We start from the raw sequence: 15,066 nt of genomic DNA on the forward strand, positions 1-15,066 counted from the left end.
CTCCAGCTTACTCTCGGCCCATTCGGCGCCATCTCACAGAACCGTCCTACAGCCACCCTCCGCTGCTTGCCATAACGTCGTGCTCCCGGCTCCAACGCCGGACGTCGTTAGACAACACGCCAGGAGGGCACGATGGCAAACAACAAGGATATACCACAAGTCTGGCGATGCTACGGGACCGGCACGGGCGGTTACCGACGGCTTGAGGACATGAACGGGCGCGAGCTGGCTGAACGTGACGCCAGGCAGCGAGCATATGAAGCCATGCTTGCCCGCCAGGAAGCCTACGAGGCCAGGCGTAAAGTGGAGCCGCCGCCAACGCCATTGCCCATGGTCGGCTGCGTATTCGCAAAGTCCTGCAATCTGCCGGACGCCCTCATCGACTACAACAATCCGTCCGGTTACATACCGCTTGATCGCATAGGGGACTATGGTGAGCACGTGCTGCTTGGTGGCCGTGAAACCGACAGTGAGGGGCTACTGCCACTCAAGAAGATCAGCGGCAGCGCCCTCCCGGCCGGGCTCGGAACATTGGCACTGGGCGGTTCAGCGGTCGGCGGGGCATCAAGCGTCGCAGCTGGTGCTGGAACAGTCGCCGCAGGCCTGATGCTTGGGATTGCAGCACTTATCTGGCCCTCCAATTTGGGCGACAGCGCGCTTTACAGCGACCGCCAACTGCGCTCAATGCCACGCGCGCGAACACGAGTTCGCCTGCAGGTCGAGCAACTTGGTGACGGCACTCTAAAGGGATACGCCTTTTACACAGGGAAAAATCGCGACTGGGAGATGGTTGATGTCGTGCAGTTTGGTCTGCGCGGCACACGGCAGGTAGCTGACTTGGGCGACGGCGTCGAGCTGATCTGGACGCCTGCCATCGATCCCGCTGGCACCCTCGGTATTCCTGCGCTGGAAGCTGCGCCGCAGGCACCGCAAATCTGGGTGTACCCACCGACCGAGAAGGCCGCCAACATCATCGTTGACCCGATTTACCCGCCGCAATACAGGGATTTCATTCTGGTATTTCCGGCGGATTCGGGGGTTCGGCCGCTCTACGTGGTGGTCAGCGTCAGACCAGGGGACCATGACTACTATGAGGCCCCTAAAACACTTCCAGCCTTTCCCGACGCAGTAAGGGTTAAACCTAAATCATCCGTTCAAGGTGGAGGAAAAAAGAGAGCAAGGTGGGTCGATAGGAAAGGGAAAATCTACGAATGGGACTATAAAAGCAACGCCGTGGAAAAATTTGACAGATTTGCGATTCACCTAGGAGAGTTCAACCATATAACGGGCGAGCAGACTGGCCCAGCAAAGCCAGGCAGAACGACTACTCGACAATAGCGAGAATACGACTCATGACCCATTTATCAATAACCGGCTTCTACCCTGACGAAAAACAAGATGATTCGTTGCAATTCGAATTCGATATAGAAGGAGCCGAACTCAATCAAGCTGCTGCCCAACTCACAGAGTCAAAGCCTCTGGAAAACCTGGCTCCAGGTGAGCTGGAGCTGACAAAAAATCAGATAACGCAATTGGCGGTGTTGCTTAACATCAACCTCCCCGATGACTTGGAATACTTCATCGGAATACGCGCATAACGGTATAATCAAAGGTATGCCTTGATTTATCACGAGCCGTCTTTGAGTCACGATGAAGCTATCAGCTTCCTCACCACCAAAGACCTAAGCAAGGTCACAGAAGCACTCATATCCATCGGCCTTAACGAGACAGACGCTACGTGGGCGCAAGAAACCTGCCTCCGGTAGGTGAGTAATGACGACGAGGACATCGCGTCAGCTGCCATCATTGCGATAGGCCACATCGCGAGGCGCTTCGGTCAGCTGGACATGGCGAAAATTTCGCCAGCACTGCAACAAGCAAAAACAAAATCACCGTTTCTGAGTGGTGCCGTGCAAGACACCCTTGACGATATCCAGATGTTCACCTGATCCCGCAAAACATACGCCCAACAAAAAACCCCAACCGGTCACCCGGTTGGGGTTTTTCTGTTCCTGCGACCTTACTCTTAACGAGTAACGCGGCTGGTCCCGTTCACGGTCATGATGCGAACGCGGTCGCCGATGCGGAAGACTTCGTTCGGGTCAACGGCCTGGACGTAGGCACGCATGCTGCCGTCGTCTTCACGAACAGTGACTTCGACGCCTTGAGTGCGGGTCAGGCCCTCTTCAGCGGCCGAACCGAGCAAGCCACCGGCAACGGCACCGATAACGCCTGTAACGATGCTGCCACGGCCACCGCCGATAGCGCTGCCGCCAACGCCGCCAACCACTGCGCCAGCAACGCCGCCGATTGGGGTCTTGGTGCCTTCGATTTTCACCGGACGCAGGGATTCGATGGTGCCCATGCGAACAGTCTGTACACGACGTGCTTCGTCACGGGAGTACGAGTCGCCGGTCAGACTCGAGGCGCAGCCACCCAGCAGCAGCGACAGGGTGGTAAAGCAGGCAACCAGTAAAACGGACTTACGCATAGCATCAACTCCAAAGGACAGGTATCCATTAAACCGCTGCGGCTTGCCGCCTGTCACGGCATGCCGGGCAGAAAATTGTTTTCATTCAGCCTTAGTACAGAGAACCTGTACCGAAAAACTCGACGAACGGTAGCAATCCACCGCCGCCGCAAGCTTCATGGGCTGTTTCATCAGTGTAGCCAATGGCTGTATGACGCGGCGCGGCGCTGCACACCGAAGCCTCTGACTAGAGACTTCCGCGGGCAGCGCAACATTCAGGCGAGGTGACGAAAGGTGGGCTCAAGGCGCTAGCCGCTCGCGGGCCCAGTCGGCACCCTGCAAGCGGTAGTTCAGGCGGTCGTGCAAACGACTCGCGCGGCCTTGCCAGAACTCGATGCGCTCCGGCAGCAGGCGATAACCGCCCCAGTGTTCGGGGCAGTCAGGCTGGGTATCGCTGAAGCGCTGTTCGGTAGCCTTGAGCAGGTCTTGCAACTCTTCGCGGTCCCGGATCACCCGGCTTTGCGGTGAGGCCCAGGCACCCAGGCGGCTGCCCAGGGGGCGCACCTGGAAGTAGGCATCCGACTCCTGCGGAGTAACCTTGACCACCCGACCTTCGATGCGCACCTGGCGCTCCAGGGTCGGCCAGAAGAAAGTCATGGCGGCAAACGGAAGCGCCGCGAGCTGTTCGCCCTTGGCGCTCTGATAATTGGTGAAGAAGGTAAAGCCCTGTGTGTCCAGGCCCTTGAGCAGCAGGATCCGGCAATGTGGGCGACCGTCCTGGTCGACCGTTGCCAGGGTCATGGCGTTGGCCTCTACCGGTGGCTGCTCGGTTTTCACCGCATCCGCAAACCACTGGTGGAACAAGGCAAACGGTTCACCCGGGGCCTGGGCCTCGCTCAAACCGTCCCGTGTGTAGTCACGGCGCATATCGGCCAGTGCCTGGGTCATGCGGCTTTATCCTTCTGGCTCAAAGAATCAGTTTTTTGCCTGGTCGTTGGTAGCAGCTGGAGCAGCGGCCTTGGCCGGAGCCGGTTTTTTCGCGGCGGGCTTGGCTGGGGCCTTTTTGGCAGCCGGCTTGGCAGCAGCTTTCTTGGCGACCGGCTTTTTCGCCGGGGCAGCTTTCTTGACTGGCGCGGCGGCTGGAGCAGGTACGTCCTGTACAGCAACCATTTCAGCCTTCGGCGGGTTGGCCGAGTTGTACTTGCTCAACAGTGCCAGCATGGTGGTGCGCTGGGTGAACATGATTTCCATGCGACGGTTCAGGGCACGGCCCTGGGTGCTGTCGTTGGCGGCACGTGGCATCAGGTCACCCATGCCACGCAGCATCAGGCGGTCCTGCTTCAGGCCACTGAGGCTGAAAATCGAGGCGATGGACTGCGCACGTTCCTTGGTCAGCGCCTGGCTCACTGGCTCGGCACCTGTGGTGTCGACATGGCCCAGGACCAGTACGGCGGTTTTCGGATCGCCTTCAACCGCCTTGGCAACGCGGGTGAAGGGGCCCAGGGTCACCGGCAGCAACATCGCCGGGCGTTTCGGGTTGTAGGAGCCGTCAACCGGGGCAATCACGACCAGTACGTTGTCGCGACGCTCCAGTTGCAGGTTGCTGTCCTTGATCGCGATGCGCAGGCGCGGCTCGTAGTCGTCAAGCCAGGCCTGGGTGATTTTTGGATCAGGCATAGGGATGTTGGCGACGTCGACCTTGGCCAATGGCTTTGGCTTGCTTTCGAACGGCCACCACCACTTGGTATCGGTATCAGTCTTGGCAACGGCCGGTGCGGCAGCCGGCGCGGCAGCTGGGGCGCCAGGGGCAGGCGTTGCGGCCTTGAGGTCGGCTTTCAGGTCTGCCTTGGCGTCGTCGGCTTTCGACGAGAACGGCCACCAGCTGGAACCGGTATCCGCCTTGGCAATCGGTGCAGCGGCTTGTGCAGGCGCCGCAGCGGCTGGTGCAACCGGCGCAGCCGCCTTGGCAGCAACGGCCGGCTTGGCATCCGGCTTGGCGTCGGCTTGGCTCACTGCGTCCTTGGTAGCAGCCTTGTCGGAGCCAAATGACCACCAATGCCCGCCTTCGGCATCATTTTGTGGGGTTTGTGCACAGCCAGTAATAGTGAGGCATAGCGCCAGTGCCAAGGACTTGTTCGATAACATGAGATATCCACAAAATGAGAAAAAATCAGGGGCCTGAATGACCCGTTAAACAGACGCTTCTGGAACATTAAAGTTACAACATTTTGCCTAGCGTCTTTTTGTATGTGCCTTTGTAACAAAAAAACGCCAGACAGCAAGCTATTTACAGACAACCGGCCAATATTCTTACCAACTTTTGTGCCCGCGGGTCCATAAGTACATAAGGGCCCAATGTATTGGTCACAAAACCAAAGGCTACATCATGTTCCGGGTCGGCAAACCCCACCGAACCCCCGGCCCCTGGATGCCCAAAGGCCCGCGGGCCTAGGCCGAACGTGGCGTTTGGCACCTGCGGTTGATCCAACATGCAGCCCAGGCCAAACCGGGTTTGTGTCAATAAGGTTTTATCCGGGCCAATACTGTGTTCGCGGGTCAACTCTTCGAGCATATCGGCTTCCAGCAAACTACCGTCGAGGAGCCCACTATAAAAACCCGCCAGACTTCGCGCATTACCGTGACCATTTGCCGCTGGCTGCTGCATACGCCGCCATTCGGGTTTATTAGTGCTGGTCAGAATAGACGGTGGGTTGGTAAATGCACGAGTAGTCATCGCCATCGGCTCGCGCATCGTTACTTGAAGTAAACGTTGTGCCGCCGCATCGCCTACATTGCCCTTGCCTCGGGCTATATGGGCAACTCGATAAAACTCTTCGTCTGCCAGCCCCACATGAAAGTCCAGGCCCAAAGGACGTGCGACCCGGGCCACGATGCTCTCGCCCGGCCCGCGACCGTCGGCGCGACGCAATAATTCGCCCACCAGCCAACCATAAGTAATCGCCGCGTAGCCATGGCCTTCCCCGAGCTTCCACCACGGCGCTTCGGCCGCGAGGGCGTCGACCATCATTTGCCAGTCGTACAGCGCTTCGGCGGGCAGCGTCTCACGCAGGGCCGGCAACCCGGCCTGGTGGCAGAGCAAGTGGCGCAGGGTGATGGCTTCCTTTCCGGCTGCGGCGAACTCCGGCCAGTATCTGGCGACCGGCGCATCAAGCTGCAACTTGCCTTCGGCCACCAGTTGCAGCGCCGTGACGGCGGTAAAGGTCTTGGTGCAGGAAAACAGGTTGGCGATAGTGTCGCTGTGCCAGGCCTCGGCACCGTCCTTGTCGGCGGTACCGGCCCACAGGTCAACGACGGTTTCGCCACCGATCTGGATGCAAAGCGCCGCGCCACGCTCCTGAGGGTCGTCGAACAGTGCGGCAAACGCTTCACGCACCGCTTCGAACTGAAGCTCGTAATGACCCTGAATCTGCACCTAAGCCCCCTCGGAAACGTACCGCAAAAAGTGGCCGACATTGTTCCAGCCATTGAGTGATTTGTGAACCCGCACTTGTCGATCGGGGCCCATCAATGGCCTTTGCCGGAATGCCCGCCGGAATGCCCTGCACCCGGCCCCTCAGCATTGCCGCCATGCCCGGGTTTGCCGCCTTCGCCGGTGTGGACTGCTGCTGCAGCCTTGGCCTTTTCGGCCTCCTTGCCCAGTTGTTCAACGGCTGCCAGGTTACTTTTACGCACACTGTCAACAAACCCCTGGAAGGGCACATCGGTGATGCCTACCAGGCCGAAGTGGCCGTTTTCGCCGTCCAGCAGCCGACCGGTGACCGGCTGGTCCAGGTACTGGAACCAATGCACGCCGACAATCGATGGCTCGGCCATGGCCTGCTTGAGGAAGTTGGCGTAGGCAACCCCGCGATCGTCCTCCTTGGCCAACTGCGTCACGCCGCCCCAGAAGGGGCCACGGTCCGCCGAACCGAAGTTGAATTCGGTGATCAGCACTGGCTTGTCCAGCGCCCGCAATGCGGCGAAGTCGTAACCGTCCTGGGGCTTGAGGGTGTACATGTTGAAACTCAGCACGTCGCAATATTGCGCACAGGACGCCACCGCTTCCGGAGTGCTGACCGCGTATCGGCCGCCCAGCAACAGTTGGTTCGGCGCGTGCCATTTCAATGCATCCGAGATGGTCTTGAAGTAGGCATCGGCAAAGGTCTTCTGAAAATATTTGAAGTCTGCTTCGATTTCCGGGTGCTCGGGGTTAGGCATCGGCGGCACGAAGCCTGGGTCTTCCATCAGTTCCCAGGCGGGCAATTCGATACCCCAGGCCTTCGACAGGCCGTCCTGGTTGCGGTACTTGTCGCGCAATTGCTTGAGAAATGCGCGCTTGGCCGGCACATCGGTGGTCATGCGCAACGTGCCGTAGGCCAGGGCGTAGCGAGACTTCGGATCATCACCGGGGCCGGCCCAGGCCAGTTCGTTGTCGGCAAAGAAACCGATCAACCACGGGTCATCGCGATGGTCCCGGGCCGCAATCGCCACCGCACGTTCGGTGGCCATGGCAAAGCGCGGGTCGAACGGGTCGGGCATGCCGCCCCACCAATCGGTGCCGGTACTGATGCTCGCGTAATCGCCGACGATCGACAGTGGCAAGGTGTAAGGCACGCGATCAGCGGTTGCCAACTGTGGCGCACTCCAATTGCCAACGGTGTTGAAACCCCAGGCTTGCAGGCGATCGAGGGTGTGGCCGACCCAGCGCTTCTGGTCAAAACCTTGCTGCACGCAAGGAGCCGGCGGCACACACGGCTGGCCATAGGTGCGCTGCAGGTTGGCGCCATAGAAGTCGTACCAGCGGCCGACATTGAAACTGCGCCCCTGATCGGCACCATTGCCACTGCGGCTGTCACCGCTGCCGTAGTATTTGTCGAAGGGCTCGCCGGCCTTGGGCAGTGCGGCAAACATCCATTCGCGGCCTGCTACATAGGTCTGGCTGTTGTCGGGAGCCACGGTGTTGACGCCCAAGGAATAGAACGGATGGCCTTGCGGCGTCACCAAAAACCAGCGCCCGTCGCGCTTCTCGGTGCGGAAGAAGCCGCTGGCGTCAAAGGCCGGGCCCTTGTTCCAGCCGCCGAATTTGTCCAGGGAGGCCTTGTCGCGCTCGGCCAGCCAGCCCTTGAGCTGTTGCTGTTCCTTGACCGCGGAAGCCTTCAACTGCTCGTCACTGCTGACTTTCTCCGGCCATTTGGCGCGGGTGGACTGCCCATAGGCGTCCACCAGGTCGCTGTAGGTGGCCTTGAGCACCGGCGCGATGTCCTGCACGCCAAAGCGCTCCAGCAGGATGCTTTGGGCAACATTGGGCTTGATCATCGACAGGGTCACCGACACGATCTGGCTGCGGTCGATCTCCCCTTCGCTGCTGGCCAGCAATACGCGCTGGCCATCGACGGTGATCGGCATCGGCGGCCCGGCCTTCATGCCCTGGCTCAACGGCGAGTTGGCTTGCAGCGGGATCAGCAGGGTCTGCGCCGGGCCTGCGGGCAGGTCAATACGGCTGACCAAAGCCCTGCCGTCATTGCTCTGCACCTTGACGTACAGGGTCAGCGCCCAATCCATTGCACTTTGAATGCGCAGGCTCATGGCGCCGGACTGTGACCAGTCCCAGGCACCGGTTTGCGGACTGAGCACCAGGCTCGGTTCGGCGGCCGGGTTGAAGGTGATACGGCGCAGCACTTCGCCTTCAGGGGTTTGTTCGGCGTTGTATTGCGGCAGGCTGGCGTCCTGGGTCGCCACCTTGACCACATCGGCGGGCCGTACAAAGTTGAACAACGTTTGTTGCCCGGCAGGCGCAGCCAGCAATGGCGCGGCAAACAACAAGGCAAAAACAGCGGGCAGCGTGCGAATCATGTGAACAAGGTTCTCCCAAACGGCCGATGACTGGCCTGATGACGTGATGCGATGGTGAGATAGACCACAAAGTGGGCGAATTCGCCCACCGGGTCTTAAGAAATTTCCCGCCGAAACGGCGGCAAAGCATTCAGGATAGCTTTCCCGTAGCGCTGGGTGACCAAGCGCCGGTCAAGCAAGGTGATGGTGCCGCGATCTTCTTCGGTACGCAGCAGGCGCCCGCAGGCCTGGACCAGCTTCAGGGAAGCGTCCGGCACCGAGATTTCCATGAACGGATTACCGCCCCGGGCCTCGATCCATTCGGCCAATGCGGCCTCCACCGGATCATCCGGCACCGAGAACGGGATTTTGGCGATCACCACGTGTTCGCAGTAGGCGCCGGGCAAATCCACACCCTCGGCAAAACTCGCCAGGCCGAACAGCACGCTGGAATCGCCGCCATCCACCCGCGCCTTGTGCTTGTTCAGGGTTTCCTGCTTTGACAGGTTGCCCTGGATAAACACCTGCTTGCGCCAGTCACGGTCGAGGCCGTCGAACACGTCCTGCATCTGTTTGCGCGACGAGAACAGCACCAGCGTGCCCCGGGAACCTTCTACCAGCGACGGCAGGTCACGAATGATTGCCGCCGTGTGGGCCGGCGCATCCCGTGGGTCGGCCTTGAGGTCCGGCACCCGCAACACACCCGCGTCGGCGTGATGGAACGGGCTTGGCACCACGGCGGTGACGGCCTTTTTCGGCAGCCCGGCGCGCATGCGGAAGCGGTCGAACGTGCCCAGCGCAGTCAGCGTAGCCGAGGTGACCAGGGTGCCGTAGGCCACGTTCCACAGGTTGCGTCGGAGCATTTCCGCCGCAAGGATCGGGCTGGCATTGACCTCGATATCAAACAGCGCACCGCTTTCCGACAAGGTCAGCCAACGGGCCATGGGCGGGTTGTCTTCCGGGTCTTCAACGGTAAAGGCGGTCCACAACTCCCAGTTACCCTGGGACCGGGACAGCAGGCTGCCAAACAATGGGTACCACTCTTCGGCCTGGTTGCTGGCGATGCCGATGTTGACCTCGCCGTCCATGCCTTCCTTGAGTAAATCGGTGAGCCGGGTGAACAGGTCGGTCAGGCGCGAAAAGCCCTTCTTCAGTTCGATGCCCATTTCGCGCATGTGCTCGGGGATCAGCCCGCCGACGAAGCGGTGACGCGGCCGTTCGCGGCCTTCCACGTCTTCGCCGGGCTTGAAGTCTGCTACCTGCTCGCAGGCGCTGAACATGAATTGCTGCTGGGTCTTGATCTCGCGCGCCAGCTCCGGAACCTGCTCGATCAGCTTGCCCAGGTCGCCGGGCAGCGGATGTTGCGCGAGCAACTTGGTGAGGTTCTTGGCGGTGGTTTCCAGCCAGTCGGCGGTGGACCGCAGGCGCGTGTAGTGGGCAAAGTGGCCGATGGCCTTGTCGGGCAGGTGATGGCCTTCGTCGAACACGTACAACGTATCGCGCGGGTCGGGCAATACGGCGCCGCCGCCCAGGGCCAGGTCGGCCAGGACCATGTCATGGTTGGTGACGATAACGTCGACCTTGCCCATGCCTTCGCGGGCCTTGTAGAAGGCGCATTGGCCAAAGTTGGGGCAATGACGGTTGGTGCACTGGCTGTGATCGGTGGTCAGGCGCGCCCAGTCGGCGTCTTCCAGGGCATTGGGCCAGCTGTCGCGGTCGCCGTCCCATTTATTGCCGGCCAGCTTCTCGATCATGCTGGTAAACAGCTTCTGACTGACCTCATCGACTTCGATCTTGAAGCCTTCTTCCTCGAACAGCGAGGCCGTCGCGGTTTGCGCATGGCCTTCCTGCAACAACACGTCGAGCTTGGACAGGCACATGTAGCGCCCACGACCCTTGGCCAGGGCGAAGGTGAAGTTCAGGCCACTGTTACGCATCAGGTCAGGCAGGTCTTTGTAGACGATCTGCTCTTGCAGGGCGACTGTGGCGGTAGCAATCACCAGGCGCTTGCCGGCAGCCTTGGCGGTGGGAATCGCCGCAATGCAATAGGCCACGGTTTTGCCGGTACCGGTACCGGCTTCGACGGCCACCACGGCGGGGTCGCCACTGCGCCGGCCTTCGTCGTCGGTGTCGATATCCCCGAGGACCTTGGCAACTTCGGCGATCATCAGGCGCTGGCCGTACCGCGGTTTCAAGCTCTTGGCTTCGAGAAAACGCGAGTAGGCGCCCTGGATCGTGGTTTTGAGTTCAGTGCTGATCATGAATAGTCGGGCGCAAAAAACGCTGGATAAATTTTCAGTGGTTCGGATCGGCCGCTATCATACCCCGCTAATTAATCCCGCGCAGAACGGAGTACCTCAATGACCGTGTTTAGCCTTGCTTATACCCTGCATGTACTGGCGGCCCTGATCTGGGTCGGCGGTATGTTTTTCGCCTGGATGATCCTGCGCCCCGCCGCCATGGCTGCGCTGGACGGGCCTGCCCGGCTTAAACTCTGGGTAAATGTGTTTCAACGTTTTTTCGTGTGGGTTTGGGTCGCGGTGCTGGTTTTGCCGATCAGCGGTGTTGGCCTGCTGCAACTGCGTTTCAGCGGGTTTGAGACTGCGCCGCGTTATGTGCAGGTCATGATGGGCTTGTATGTGGTGATGACGGCGCTGTTTATCCGGATTCAGGCACTGAAGTTGCCGGAGCTGCGCACGGCGGTGGCGGCTGAGGATTGGCCAGCCGGGGCTGCGGCGTTGGGGCAGATTCGTAAATTGGTGGGGATTAACTTGATTGTGGGGTTGGTGCTGGTGGCGATTGCTGCGGCTCGGCCGATGTTCTGAGGATGCCTGCGTAGCAGCTGTCGAGCCTTGGCGAGGCTGCGTACGCGGTGTGTCAGGTACACCGCCGACGCAGCCTCGCCAAGGCTCGACAGCTGCTACGCACACAGGCGTAGCGGTTTATAGCCTTTGGACGGTCACCGCACCCGCAGGCCCTGCTGGGCCCGCCTGCCCTTCCAGCCCGGCGCGGCCTTTCTCGCCGCCATCGGCGTGGTACACCACGCATCCCTTGGACTGCCCGCCTTTACCCGGCTTGCCCGCCGTACCCGCCAAACCACCGGCACCGCCGTCCACCCAGACCTTGATCTTTTCGCCCGGGAAGTCCTGCGGCAACTCTACCCGAACCTGCGCGCCCGCCGCGCCCGGCAACCCGTCGCCGCCGTTGTCGCCATTGGCACCGCGCCCGGCCGAACCCCAGGTGCAACCCGGGTCTTCACCGTTGGCGCCATCCAACCCGGCATAACCCTGGGCACCCGCACCGCCGCGGGCATCCACCGACAGCTCATCGGCCGTCAGCGAATTGATCCGCAAGACCAGGTCACGCCCCGCCTTGGCCGGGCGTTCATGGGTACCTGGCGCGCCGCGCGAAGTGATCTGGCTGCCATGCTCCAGTTGCGCCTGGCGCACCTGCAATTGCAGGGCGGTACTGCCGGGCACGATGGCGATACGCGCTTCGCGACCCAAGTGCAATTCATCCACCGTCACCTGGGTGATGTTGGCGGGAATCAGCAAAGTGCCGTAGTCCGCCACCTCCAGCCGCTCCAGCTGCAAGACGCCGCTGCTGTTGGGCAGGCGCATCAACGAATTGGTCTCGACGCTGACGCTTTGGGCCAGGGCAATGGGGCTGACCAGCAAGGCCAACAGAAAAACCTTACGCATGATTGGCCTCCTTGGTTACATCATTAGTCGGTGCCGGCGCCGAAAAGCTCTGCACATGGAACATACCCACCAGCAGGATCTGCAAGCGGTCACGCCAGGGGTGGGCACGGTTTTTCACACTGCCATTGAACAACAGCAGTTCCAGAATATGGGTCAACAACAATAGGCTGCCGGCCAGACTGACCAACAGGTGAAACGGGTTGATCAGCGGTGTGAACAGATTGACCACCACCAATACCCAGAACAGCAACGTCAATAACTTCCCCAGCCCCCAAAACACCTTCATCCCGCACGCTCCCCTTGCACGTTATTCTTTGGGCGCACAGTAACGACTTCTACAGGCGTTGTGCCAGTGAAGGATTAAAAAATTGATGAAGGGGCCCCTGTGGATCCCACAGGGGCCTTTAGGGTGGGTCAGCGGTTGATCTGGATTTCCACGCGGCGGTTTAGCGCGCGGCCGTCAGCGGTTTTGTTATCGGCTACCGGATGGCTTTCGCCGGCGCCGGTCACGGAGACAAAACTGCTGCGCGGGATTCCGGAACTGACCAGGTAGTCGGTAACCGAATGAGCGCGTCGTTCAGAGAGTTTCTGGTTGTAGGCGTCTTTACCAACGCTGTCGGTATGGCCGCTGACGCGCAGTTGCGCACTCGGGGCCTCTTTTTTCAGGCGGGTGGCGATGATGTCGAGTTTGGTTTTGTCGGCGGCCGTCAGCTTGGCGGAGTCGAACTCGAAGTGCACGTCACGAATCACGATGGTCTCTTCCTTGACCACCACCACTTCTTCTTGAACCACTGCAACCGGGACGGGTGGGCAGCCATTGGCATCCACCTGCACGCCTTTTGGCGTACCCGGGCACTTGTCGCGACTGTCTGGCACGCCGTCACCATCTTCATCACCGTCGCCATGCACCCAGCAATACGCACCGGCCATGCCGCCGATCAGCAGCGCACCATAGCCCGCATAGGAAGAGCTTTGGGTCGCGCCGATGGCCGCGCCGGTCACACCGCCGACCGCGGCGCAGGTGGGCCAGTCGGTTTTTTGCAAGCCTGCGCAACCTGTCAATACTCCGGTTAGCAGAACCAAGGGTAGAGCTGTCCGCATGATGCTCATCTGACTTTCTCCTGAGGGGATCGGCGGGGGCCGACGAATGGAGTAAAGACGGCTCTATTCATCTGCGCCAGCGTGTCACACCCCAGTATTCATTGGCCCGCACGGTTTATTCTCGCCGCCCGCTCTAGGCCCGCACGCTCAGGCAGGCTAGTCTCTACCGTCCTGATGTGAGGATCTTCGATGACTGCCGGTATTTCTTCCCGTACACCCCAGCAAGCGCTTGCCGCGTTGCTTGAGCTACACGCGCCCAAACGCCTGCTGTTATTGGGTGCCAGCCAGTTCCCGGCGCTGGATGCGTTCAAGCAAGCACATGCGGATACACGGGTGTCTTTCGCCGAGCCCGGCCCCTTGCCCGCCGACCTCGCGGCCCAGCGTTTTGACCTGGCGCTGGTCGTCGACTGCCTGGAACACCTGTCAAAACCTGCGGGCCTGACCCTGCTGGGGGGCATTCGCAACCTGAATGCCAGCCGCATTGCGGTGCTGGTAGACCTGGACGCCTGCGCCTGGAAAGACACCGACCTCTTCTCCCTGGCCCTGCAAGCCAGCGAACGTTTCCAGCGCGACGATCAGGTTTTGACGCTGTTTACCTACGATCTGCTTGACTATAAACAGGTGCCGGATTGGCTGAACGCCCGCTTTTGGGCCAACCCGCAAAACTTTGGAAAGTATTGGTGGTAACCCGATGAGTACATCCATTTGCCCCTGCGGCAGCGGCAACCTGCTGGATGCCTGCTGCGGCCATTATCACGCCGGCCACCCCGCGCCCTGCGCCGAAGCGTTGATGCGCTCGCGCTACAGCGCCTATGTGCTGGGCCTGGTGGACTACCTGGTGGCAACCACCTTGCCAGCGCAACAACCCGGGCTGGACACCGCTGCCATTGGTGCCTGGAGCACCCAAAGCACCTGGCTGGGCCTGGCCGTGGAAAGCTCCGAGGTGTTCGGTGGCCAGCCGGAACATGCCTTCGTGACCTTTACCGCCCGCTGGCATGACAGCACAGGCGAACACAGCCACCGCGAGCGCTCCTCATTCGTGCAGAACAACGAACACTGGTACTTCATCGACCCGACCGTTGCCGTGAAAGTCGAGCGCAATGACGCGTGCCTGTGTGGCAGCGGGCAGAAATTCAAGAAGTGCTGTTCTGGCTACCTCTGACATTCGTTGATACCCGGCCGGCTCGCGCTTGCTATGCTGACTCTTCAGACGGAGTAACGGCATGGTTTCTCAGGCGCGGGTATTCAGGACTTACAGCCTTCTGCTGGCATTGATGCTGGGCCTCTCCGGCTGCGCGTCGTGGTTCGCCGACGATACGCCCGCCCCCGAGGTTCGGCTGGTGAAGGTCGACCCGGTGCGGGTCAAACTGCTGGAGCAGAAGTTCAAGCTGTATTTTCGCGTGGACAACCGCGACGACAGCGACTTGACCGTGCGCGGCCTGGTTTACAAGGTCAGCCTGGGGCCGCTGCTGCTGACCGAGGGCGAGTCCAACGAATGGCTAACCGTGCCGCCCCACAGCCACGCGTTCTTCCGGGTATCGGTACGCACTAACCTGTGGCCGCAAATCCGCGATGTGGTCGACATGCTGAAAAATCGGCGCGCGCCCGTGCCCTACCGCCTTGAAGGCGAGTTGAAAACCGGTTTATTTATCGGGAACGACGTGCAGGTGATGCGCAATGGCGAGATAATCCCCGGCGATTTTATTCCGGAGCGACATCGATGACTCAGCAACCCCATGTCCATGGTCCTGACTGCAACCACGATCATGATCAGCATGATCACGACCATGGCCATGTCCACGGCCCGAACTGCGGCCACGCTCACCAGGAGCCGGCGCGCAACACCCTGAAGGACGTAGGTCGTAACGACCCTTGCCCGTGCGGCAGCGAGAAGAAATTCAAGAAGTGCCACGGGGCTTGATGCCCTGAACACAGGTCATTGTGGGAGCTGGCTTGCCTGCG

The 15,066-nt window shown here is 60.6% G+C and carries 16 protein-coding genes and 1 pseudogene; 8 read left to right on the plus strand and 9 right to left on the minus strand.

Translation table 11 applies throughout. The features are described from left to right. The first annotated feature begins 132 nt into the window (after positions 1-132). The 3 genes and pseudogenes from ACZRN6_RS10035 to ACZRN6_RS10045 all read left to right on the plus strand — a co-directional run bounded on the left by ACZRN6_RS10035 (position 133) and on the right by ACZRN6_RS10045 (position 1,949). The gene (locus tag ACZRN6_RS10035) at positions 133-1,338 is read left to right on the plus strand and encodes an S-type pyocin domain-containing protein (RefSeq protein ID WP_464007865.1); all 1,206 of its coding nucleotides are present in this window, start codon (positions 133-135) and stop codon (positions 1,336-1,338) included. A 14-nt stretch (positions 1,339-1,352) separates the two neighbouring features. Beyond that, on the plus strand, positions 1,353-1,598 hold the full coding sequence (locus tag ACZRN6_RS10040; protein WP_322143631.1) for a pyocin S6 family toxin immunity protein: 246 nt from the start codon (positions 1,353-1,355) through the stop codon (positions 1,596-1,598). Between the two features lie 21 nt (positions 1,599-1,619). Beyond that, positions 1,620-1,949, plus strand: a pseudogene (locus ACZRN6_RS10045) (hypothetical protein). A gap of 77 nt (positions 1,950-2,026) precedes the next feature. On the opposite strand, the gene ACZRN6_RS10050 reads toward ACZRN6_RS10045, so the two are convergent. From ACZRN6_RS10050 to dinG, 6 genes are all read right to left on the minus strand, one after another. After that, positions 2,027-2,491: an outer membrane lipoprotein gene (locus tag ACZRN6_RS10050; RefSeq protein ID WP_010176704.1), complete on the minus strand. Its 465-nt coding sequence runs from the start codon at positions 2,489-2,491 to the stop codon at positions 2,027-2,029. 279 nt (positions 2,492-2,770) lie between these two features. Beyond that, on the minus strand, positions 2,771-3,418 hold the full coding sequence (pdxH, locus tag ACZRN6_RS10055; protein ID WP_322143630.1) for a pyridoxamine 5'-phosphate oxidase: 648 nt from the start codon (positions 3,416-3,418) through the stop codon (positions 2,771-2,773). Between the two features lie 27 nt (positions 3,419-3,445). Beyond that, positions 3,446-4,615: an OmpA family protein gene (locus tag ACZRN6_RS10060; protein ID WP_464007866.1), complete on the minus strand. Its 1,170-nt coding sequence runs from the start codon at positions 4,613-4,615 to the stop codon at positions 3,446-3,448. A gap of 142 nt (positions 4,616-4,757) precedes the next feature. Next, a complete protein-coding gene (locus ACZRN6_RS10065) occupies positions 4,758-5,903 on the minus strand; it encodes a serine hydrolase domain-containing protein (protein ID WP_464007867.1) in 1,146 nt (381 codons plus the stop codon). Positions 5,904-5,995: 92 nt separating this feature from the next. Then, positions 5,996-8,323 (minus strand): beta-galactosidase, encoded by a 2,328-nt coding sequence (locus ACZRN6_RS10070; protein WP_464007868.1) that lies wholly within the window; start codon positions 8,321-8,323, stop codon positions 5,996-5,998. Positions 8,324-8,418: 95 nt separating this feature from the next. After that, complete coding sequence (gene dinG / locus ACZRN6_RS10075) at positions 8,419-10,563, minus strand: ATP-dependent DNA helicase DinG (protein WP_177082266.1); 2,145 nt, start codon at positions 10,561-10,563, stop codon at positions 8,419-8,421. Positions 10,564-10,662: 99 nt separating this feature from the next. On the opposite strand from dinG, the gene ACZRN6_RS10080 reads away from it, so the two are divergent. After that, positions 10,663-11,127 carry a CopD family protein gene (locus tag ACZRN6_RS10080; protein ID WP_322143626.1) on the plus strand — a complete coding sequence of 155 codons (465 nt, stop codon included), beginning with the start codon at positions 10,663-10,665 and terminating at the stop codon, positions 11,125-11,127. A gap of 117 nt (positions 11,128-11,244) precedes the next feature. On the opposite strand, the gene ACZRN6_RS10085 is transcribed toward ACZRN6_RS10080, so the two are convergent. From ACZRN6_RS10085 to ACZRN6_RS10095, 3 genes are all read right to left on the minus strand, one after another. Then, entirely contained in the window at positions 11,245-12,003 is a 759-nt protein-coding gene (locus tag ACZRN6_RS10085) for a collagen-like protein (protein ID WP_464007869.1), read from the minus strand. Further along, the gene (locus tag ACZRN6_RS10090) at positions 11,996-12,289 is read right to left on the minus strand and encodes a DUF1145 domain-containing protein (RefSeq protein ID WP_322143624.1); all 294 of its coding nucleotides are present in this window, start codon (positions 12,287-12,289) and stop codon (positions 11,996-11,998) included. Before ACZRN6_RS10090 ends, ACZRN6_RS10085 begins: the two co-directional genes overlap by 8 nt. 128 nt (positions 12,290-12,417) lie before the next feature. Then, the gene (locus ACZRN6_RS10095) at positions 12,418-13,113 is read right to left on the minus strand and encodes a PA1041 family peptidoglycan-binding anchor lipoprotein (RefSeq protein WP_464007870.1); all 696 of its coding nucleotides are present in this window, start codon (positions 13,111-13,113) and stop codon (positions 12,418-12,420) included. 180 nt (positions 13,114-13,293) lie between these two features. On the opposite strand from ACZRN6_RS10095, the gene ACZRN6_RS10100 reads away from it, so the two are divergent. From ACZRN6_RS10100 to ACZRN6_RS10115, 4 genes are all read left to right on the plus strand, one after another. Further along, complete coding sequence (locus tag ACZRN6_RS10100; RefSeq protein ID WP_464007871.1) at positions 13,294-13,791, plus strand: DUF6231 family protein; 498 nt, start codon at positions 13,294-13,296, stop codon at positions 13,789-13,791. Between the two features lie 4 nt (positions 13,792-13,795). Then, a complete protein-coding gene (locus ACZRN6_RS10105; RefSeq protein WP_322143621.1) occupies positions 13,796-14,266 on the plus strand; it encodes a YchJ family protein in 471 nt (156 codons plus the stop codon). A gap of 61 nt (positions 14,267-14,327) precedes the next feature. Next, a complete protein-coding gene (locus ACZRN6_RS10110; RefSeq protein WP_322143620.1) occupies positions 14,328-14,828 on the plus strand; it encodes an LEA/WHy family protein in 501 nt (166 codons plus the stop codon). Then, positions 14,825-15,025 (plus strand): SEC-C metal-binding domain-containing protein, encoded by a 201-nt coding sequence (locus ACZRN6_RS10115; RefSeq protein WP_464007872.1) that lies wholly within the window; start codon positions 14,825-14,827, stop codon positions 15,023-15,025. Before ACZRN6_RS10110 ends, ACZRN6_RS10115 begins: the two co-directional genes overlap by 4 nt. Positions 15,026-15,066: the final 41 nt, after the last annotated feature.

This window comes from Pseudomonas sp. A125 (assembly GCF_055409485.1).

What these genes read in the sequence shown, in the direction of transcription:
- ACZRN6_RS10115 (WP_464007872.1), top strand. Translation starts at nt 14,825, where the DNA reads ATGACTCAGCAACCCCATGTCCATGGTCCTGACTGCAACCACGATCAT.
- ACZRN6_RS10035 (WP_464007865.1), top strand. Translation starts at nt 133, where the DNA reads ATGGCAAACAACAAGGATATACCACAAGTCTGGCGATGCTACGGGACC.
- dinG (WP_177082266.1), bottom strand. Translation starts at nt 10,563, where the DNA reads ATGATCAGCACTGAACTCAAAACCACGATCCAGGGCGCCTACTCGCGT.
- ACZRN6_RS10110 (WP_322143620.1), top strand. Translation starts at nt 14,328, where the DNA reads ATGGTTTCTCAGGCGCGGGTATTCAGGACTTACAGCCTTCTGCTGGCA.
- ACZRN6_RS10070 (WP_464007868.1), bottom strand. Translation starts at nt 8,323, where the DNA reads ATGATTCGCACGCTGCCCGCTGTTTTTGCCTTGTTGTTTGCCGCGCCA.
- pdxH (WP_322143630.1), bottom strand. Translation starts at nt 3,418, where the DNA reads ATGACCCAGGCACTGGCCGATATGCGCCGTGACTACACACGGGACGGT.
- ACZRN6_RS10100 (WP_464007871.1), top strand. Translation starts at nt 13,294, where the DNA reads ATGACTGCCGGTATTTCTTCCCGTACACCCCAGCAAGCGCTTGCCGCG.
- ACZRN6_RS10080 (WP_322143626.1), top strand. Translation starts at nt 10,663, where the DNA reads ATGACCGTGTTTAGCCTTGCTTATACCCTGCATGTACTGGCGGCCCTG.
- ACZRN6_RS10060 (WP_464007866.1), bottom strand. Translation starts at nt 4,615, where the DNA reads ATGTTATCGAACAAGTCCTTGGCACTGGCGCTATGCCTCACTATTACT.
- ACZRN6_RS10040 (WP_322143631.1), top strand. Translation starts at nt 1,353, where the DNA reads ATGACCCATTTATCAATAACCGGCTTCTACCCTGACGAAAAACAAGAT.
- ACZRN6_RS10105 (WP_322143621.1), top strand. Translation starts at nt 13,796, where the DNA reads ATGAGTACATCCATTTGCCCCTGCGGCAGCGGCAACCTGCTGGATGCC.
- ACZRN6_RS10095 (WP_464007870.1), bottom strand. Translation starts at nt 13,113, where the DNA reads ATGAGCATCATGCGGACAGCTCTACCCTTGGTTCTGCTAACCGGAGTA.
- ACZRN6_RS10050 (WP_010176704.1), bottom strand. Translation starts at nt 2,491, where the DNA reads ATGCGTAAGTCCGTTTTACTGGTTGCCTGCTTTACCACCCTGTCGCTG.
- ACZRN6_RS10090 (WP_322143624.1), bottom strand. Translation starts at nt 12,289, where the DNA reads ATGAAGGTGTTTTGGGGGCTGGGGAAGTTATTGACGTTGCTGTTCTGG.
- ACZRN6_RS10085 (WP_464007869.1), bottom strand. Translation starts at nt 12,003, where the DNA reads ATGCGTAAGGTTTTTCTGTTGGCCTTGCTGGTCAGCCCCATTGCCCTG.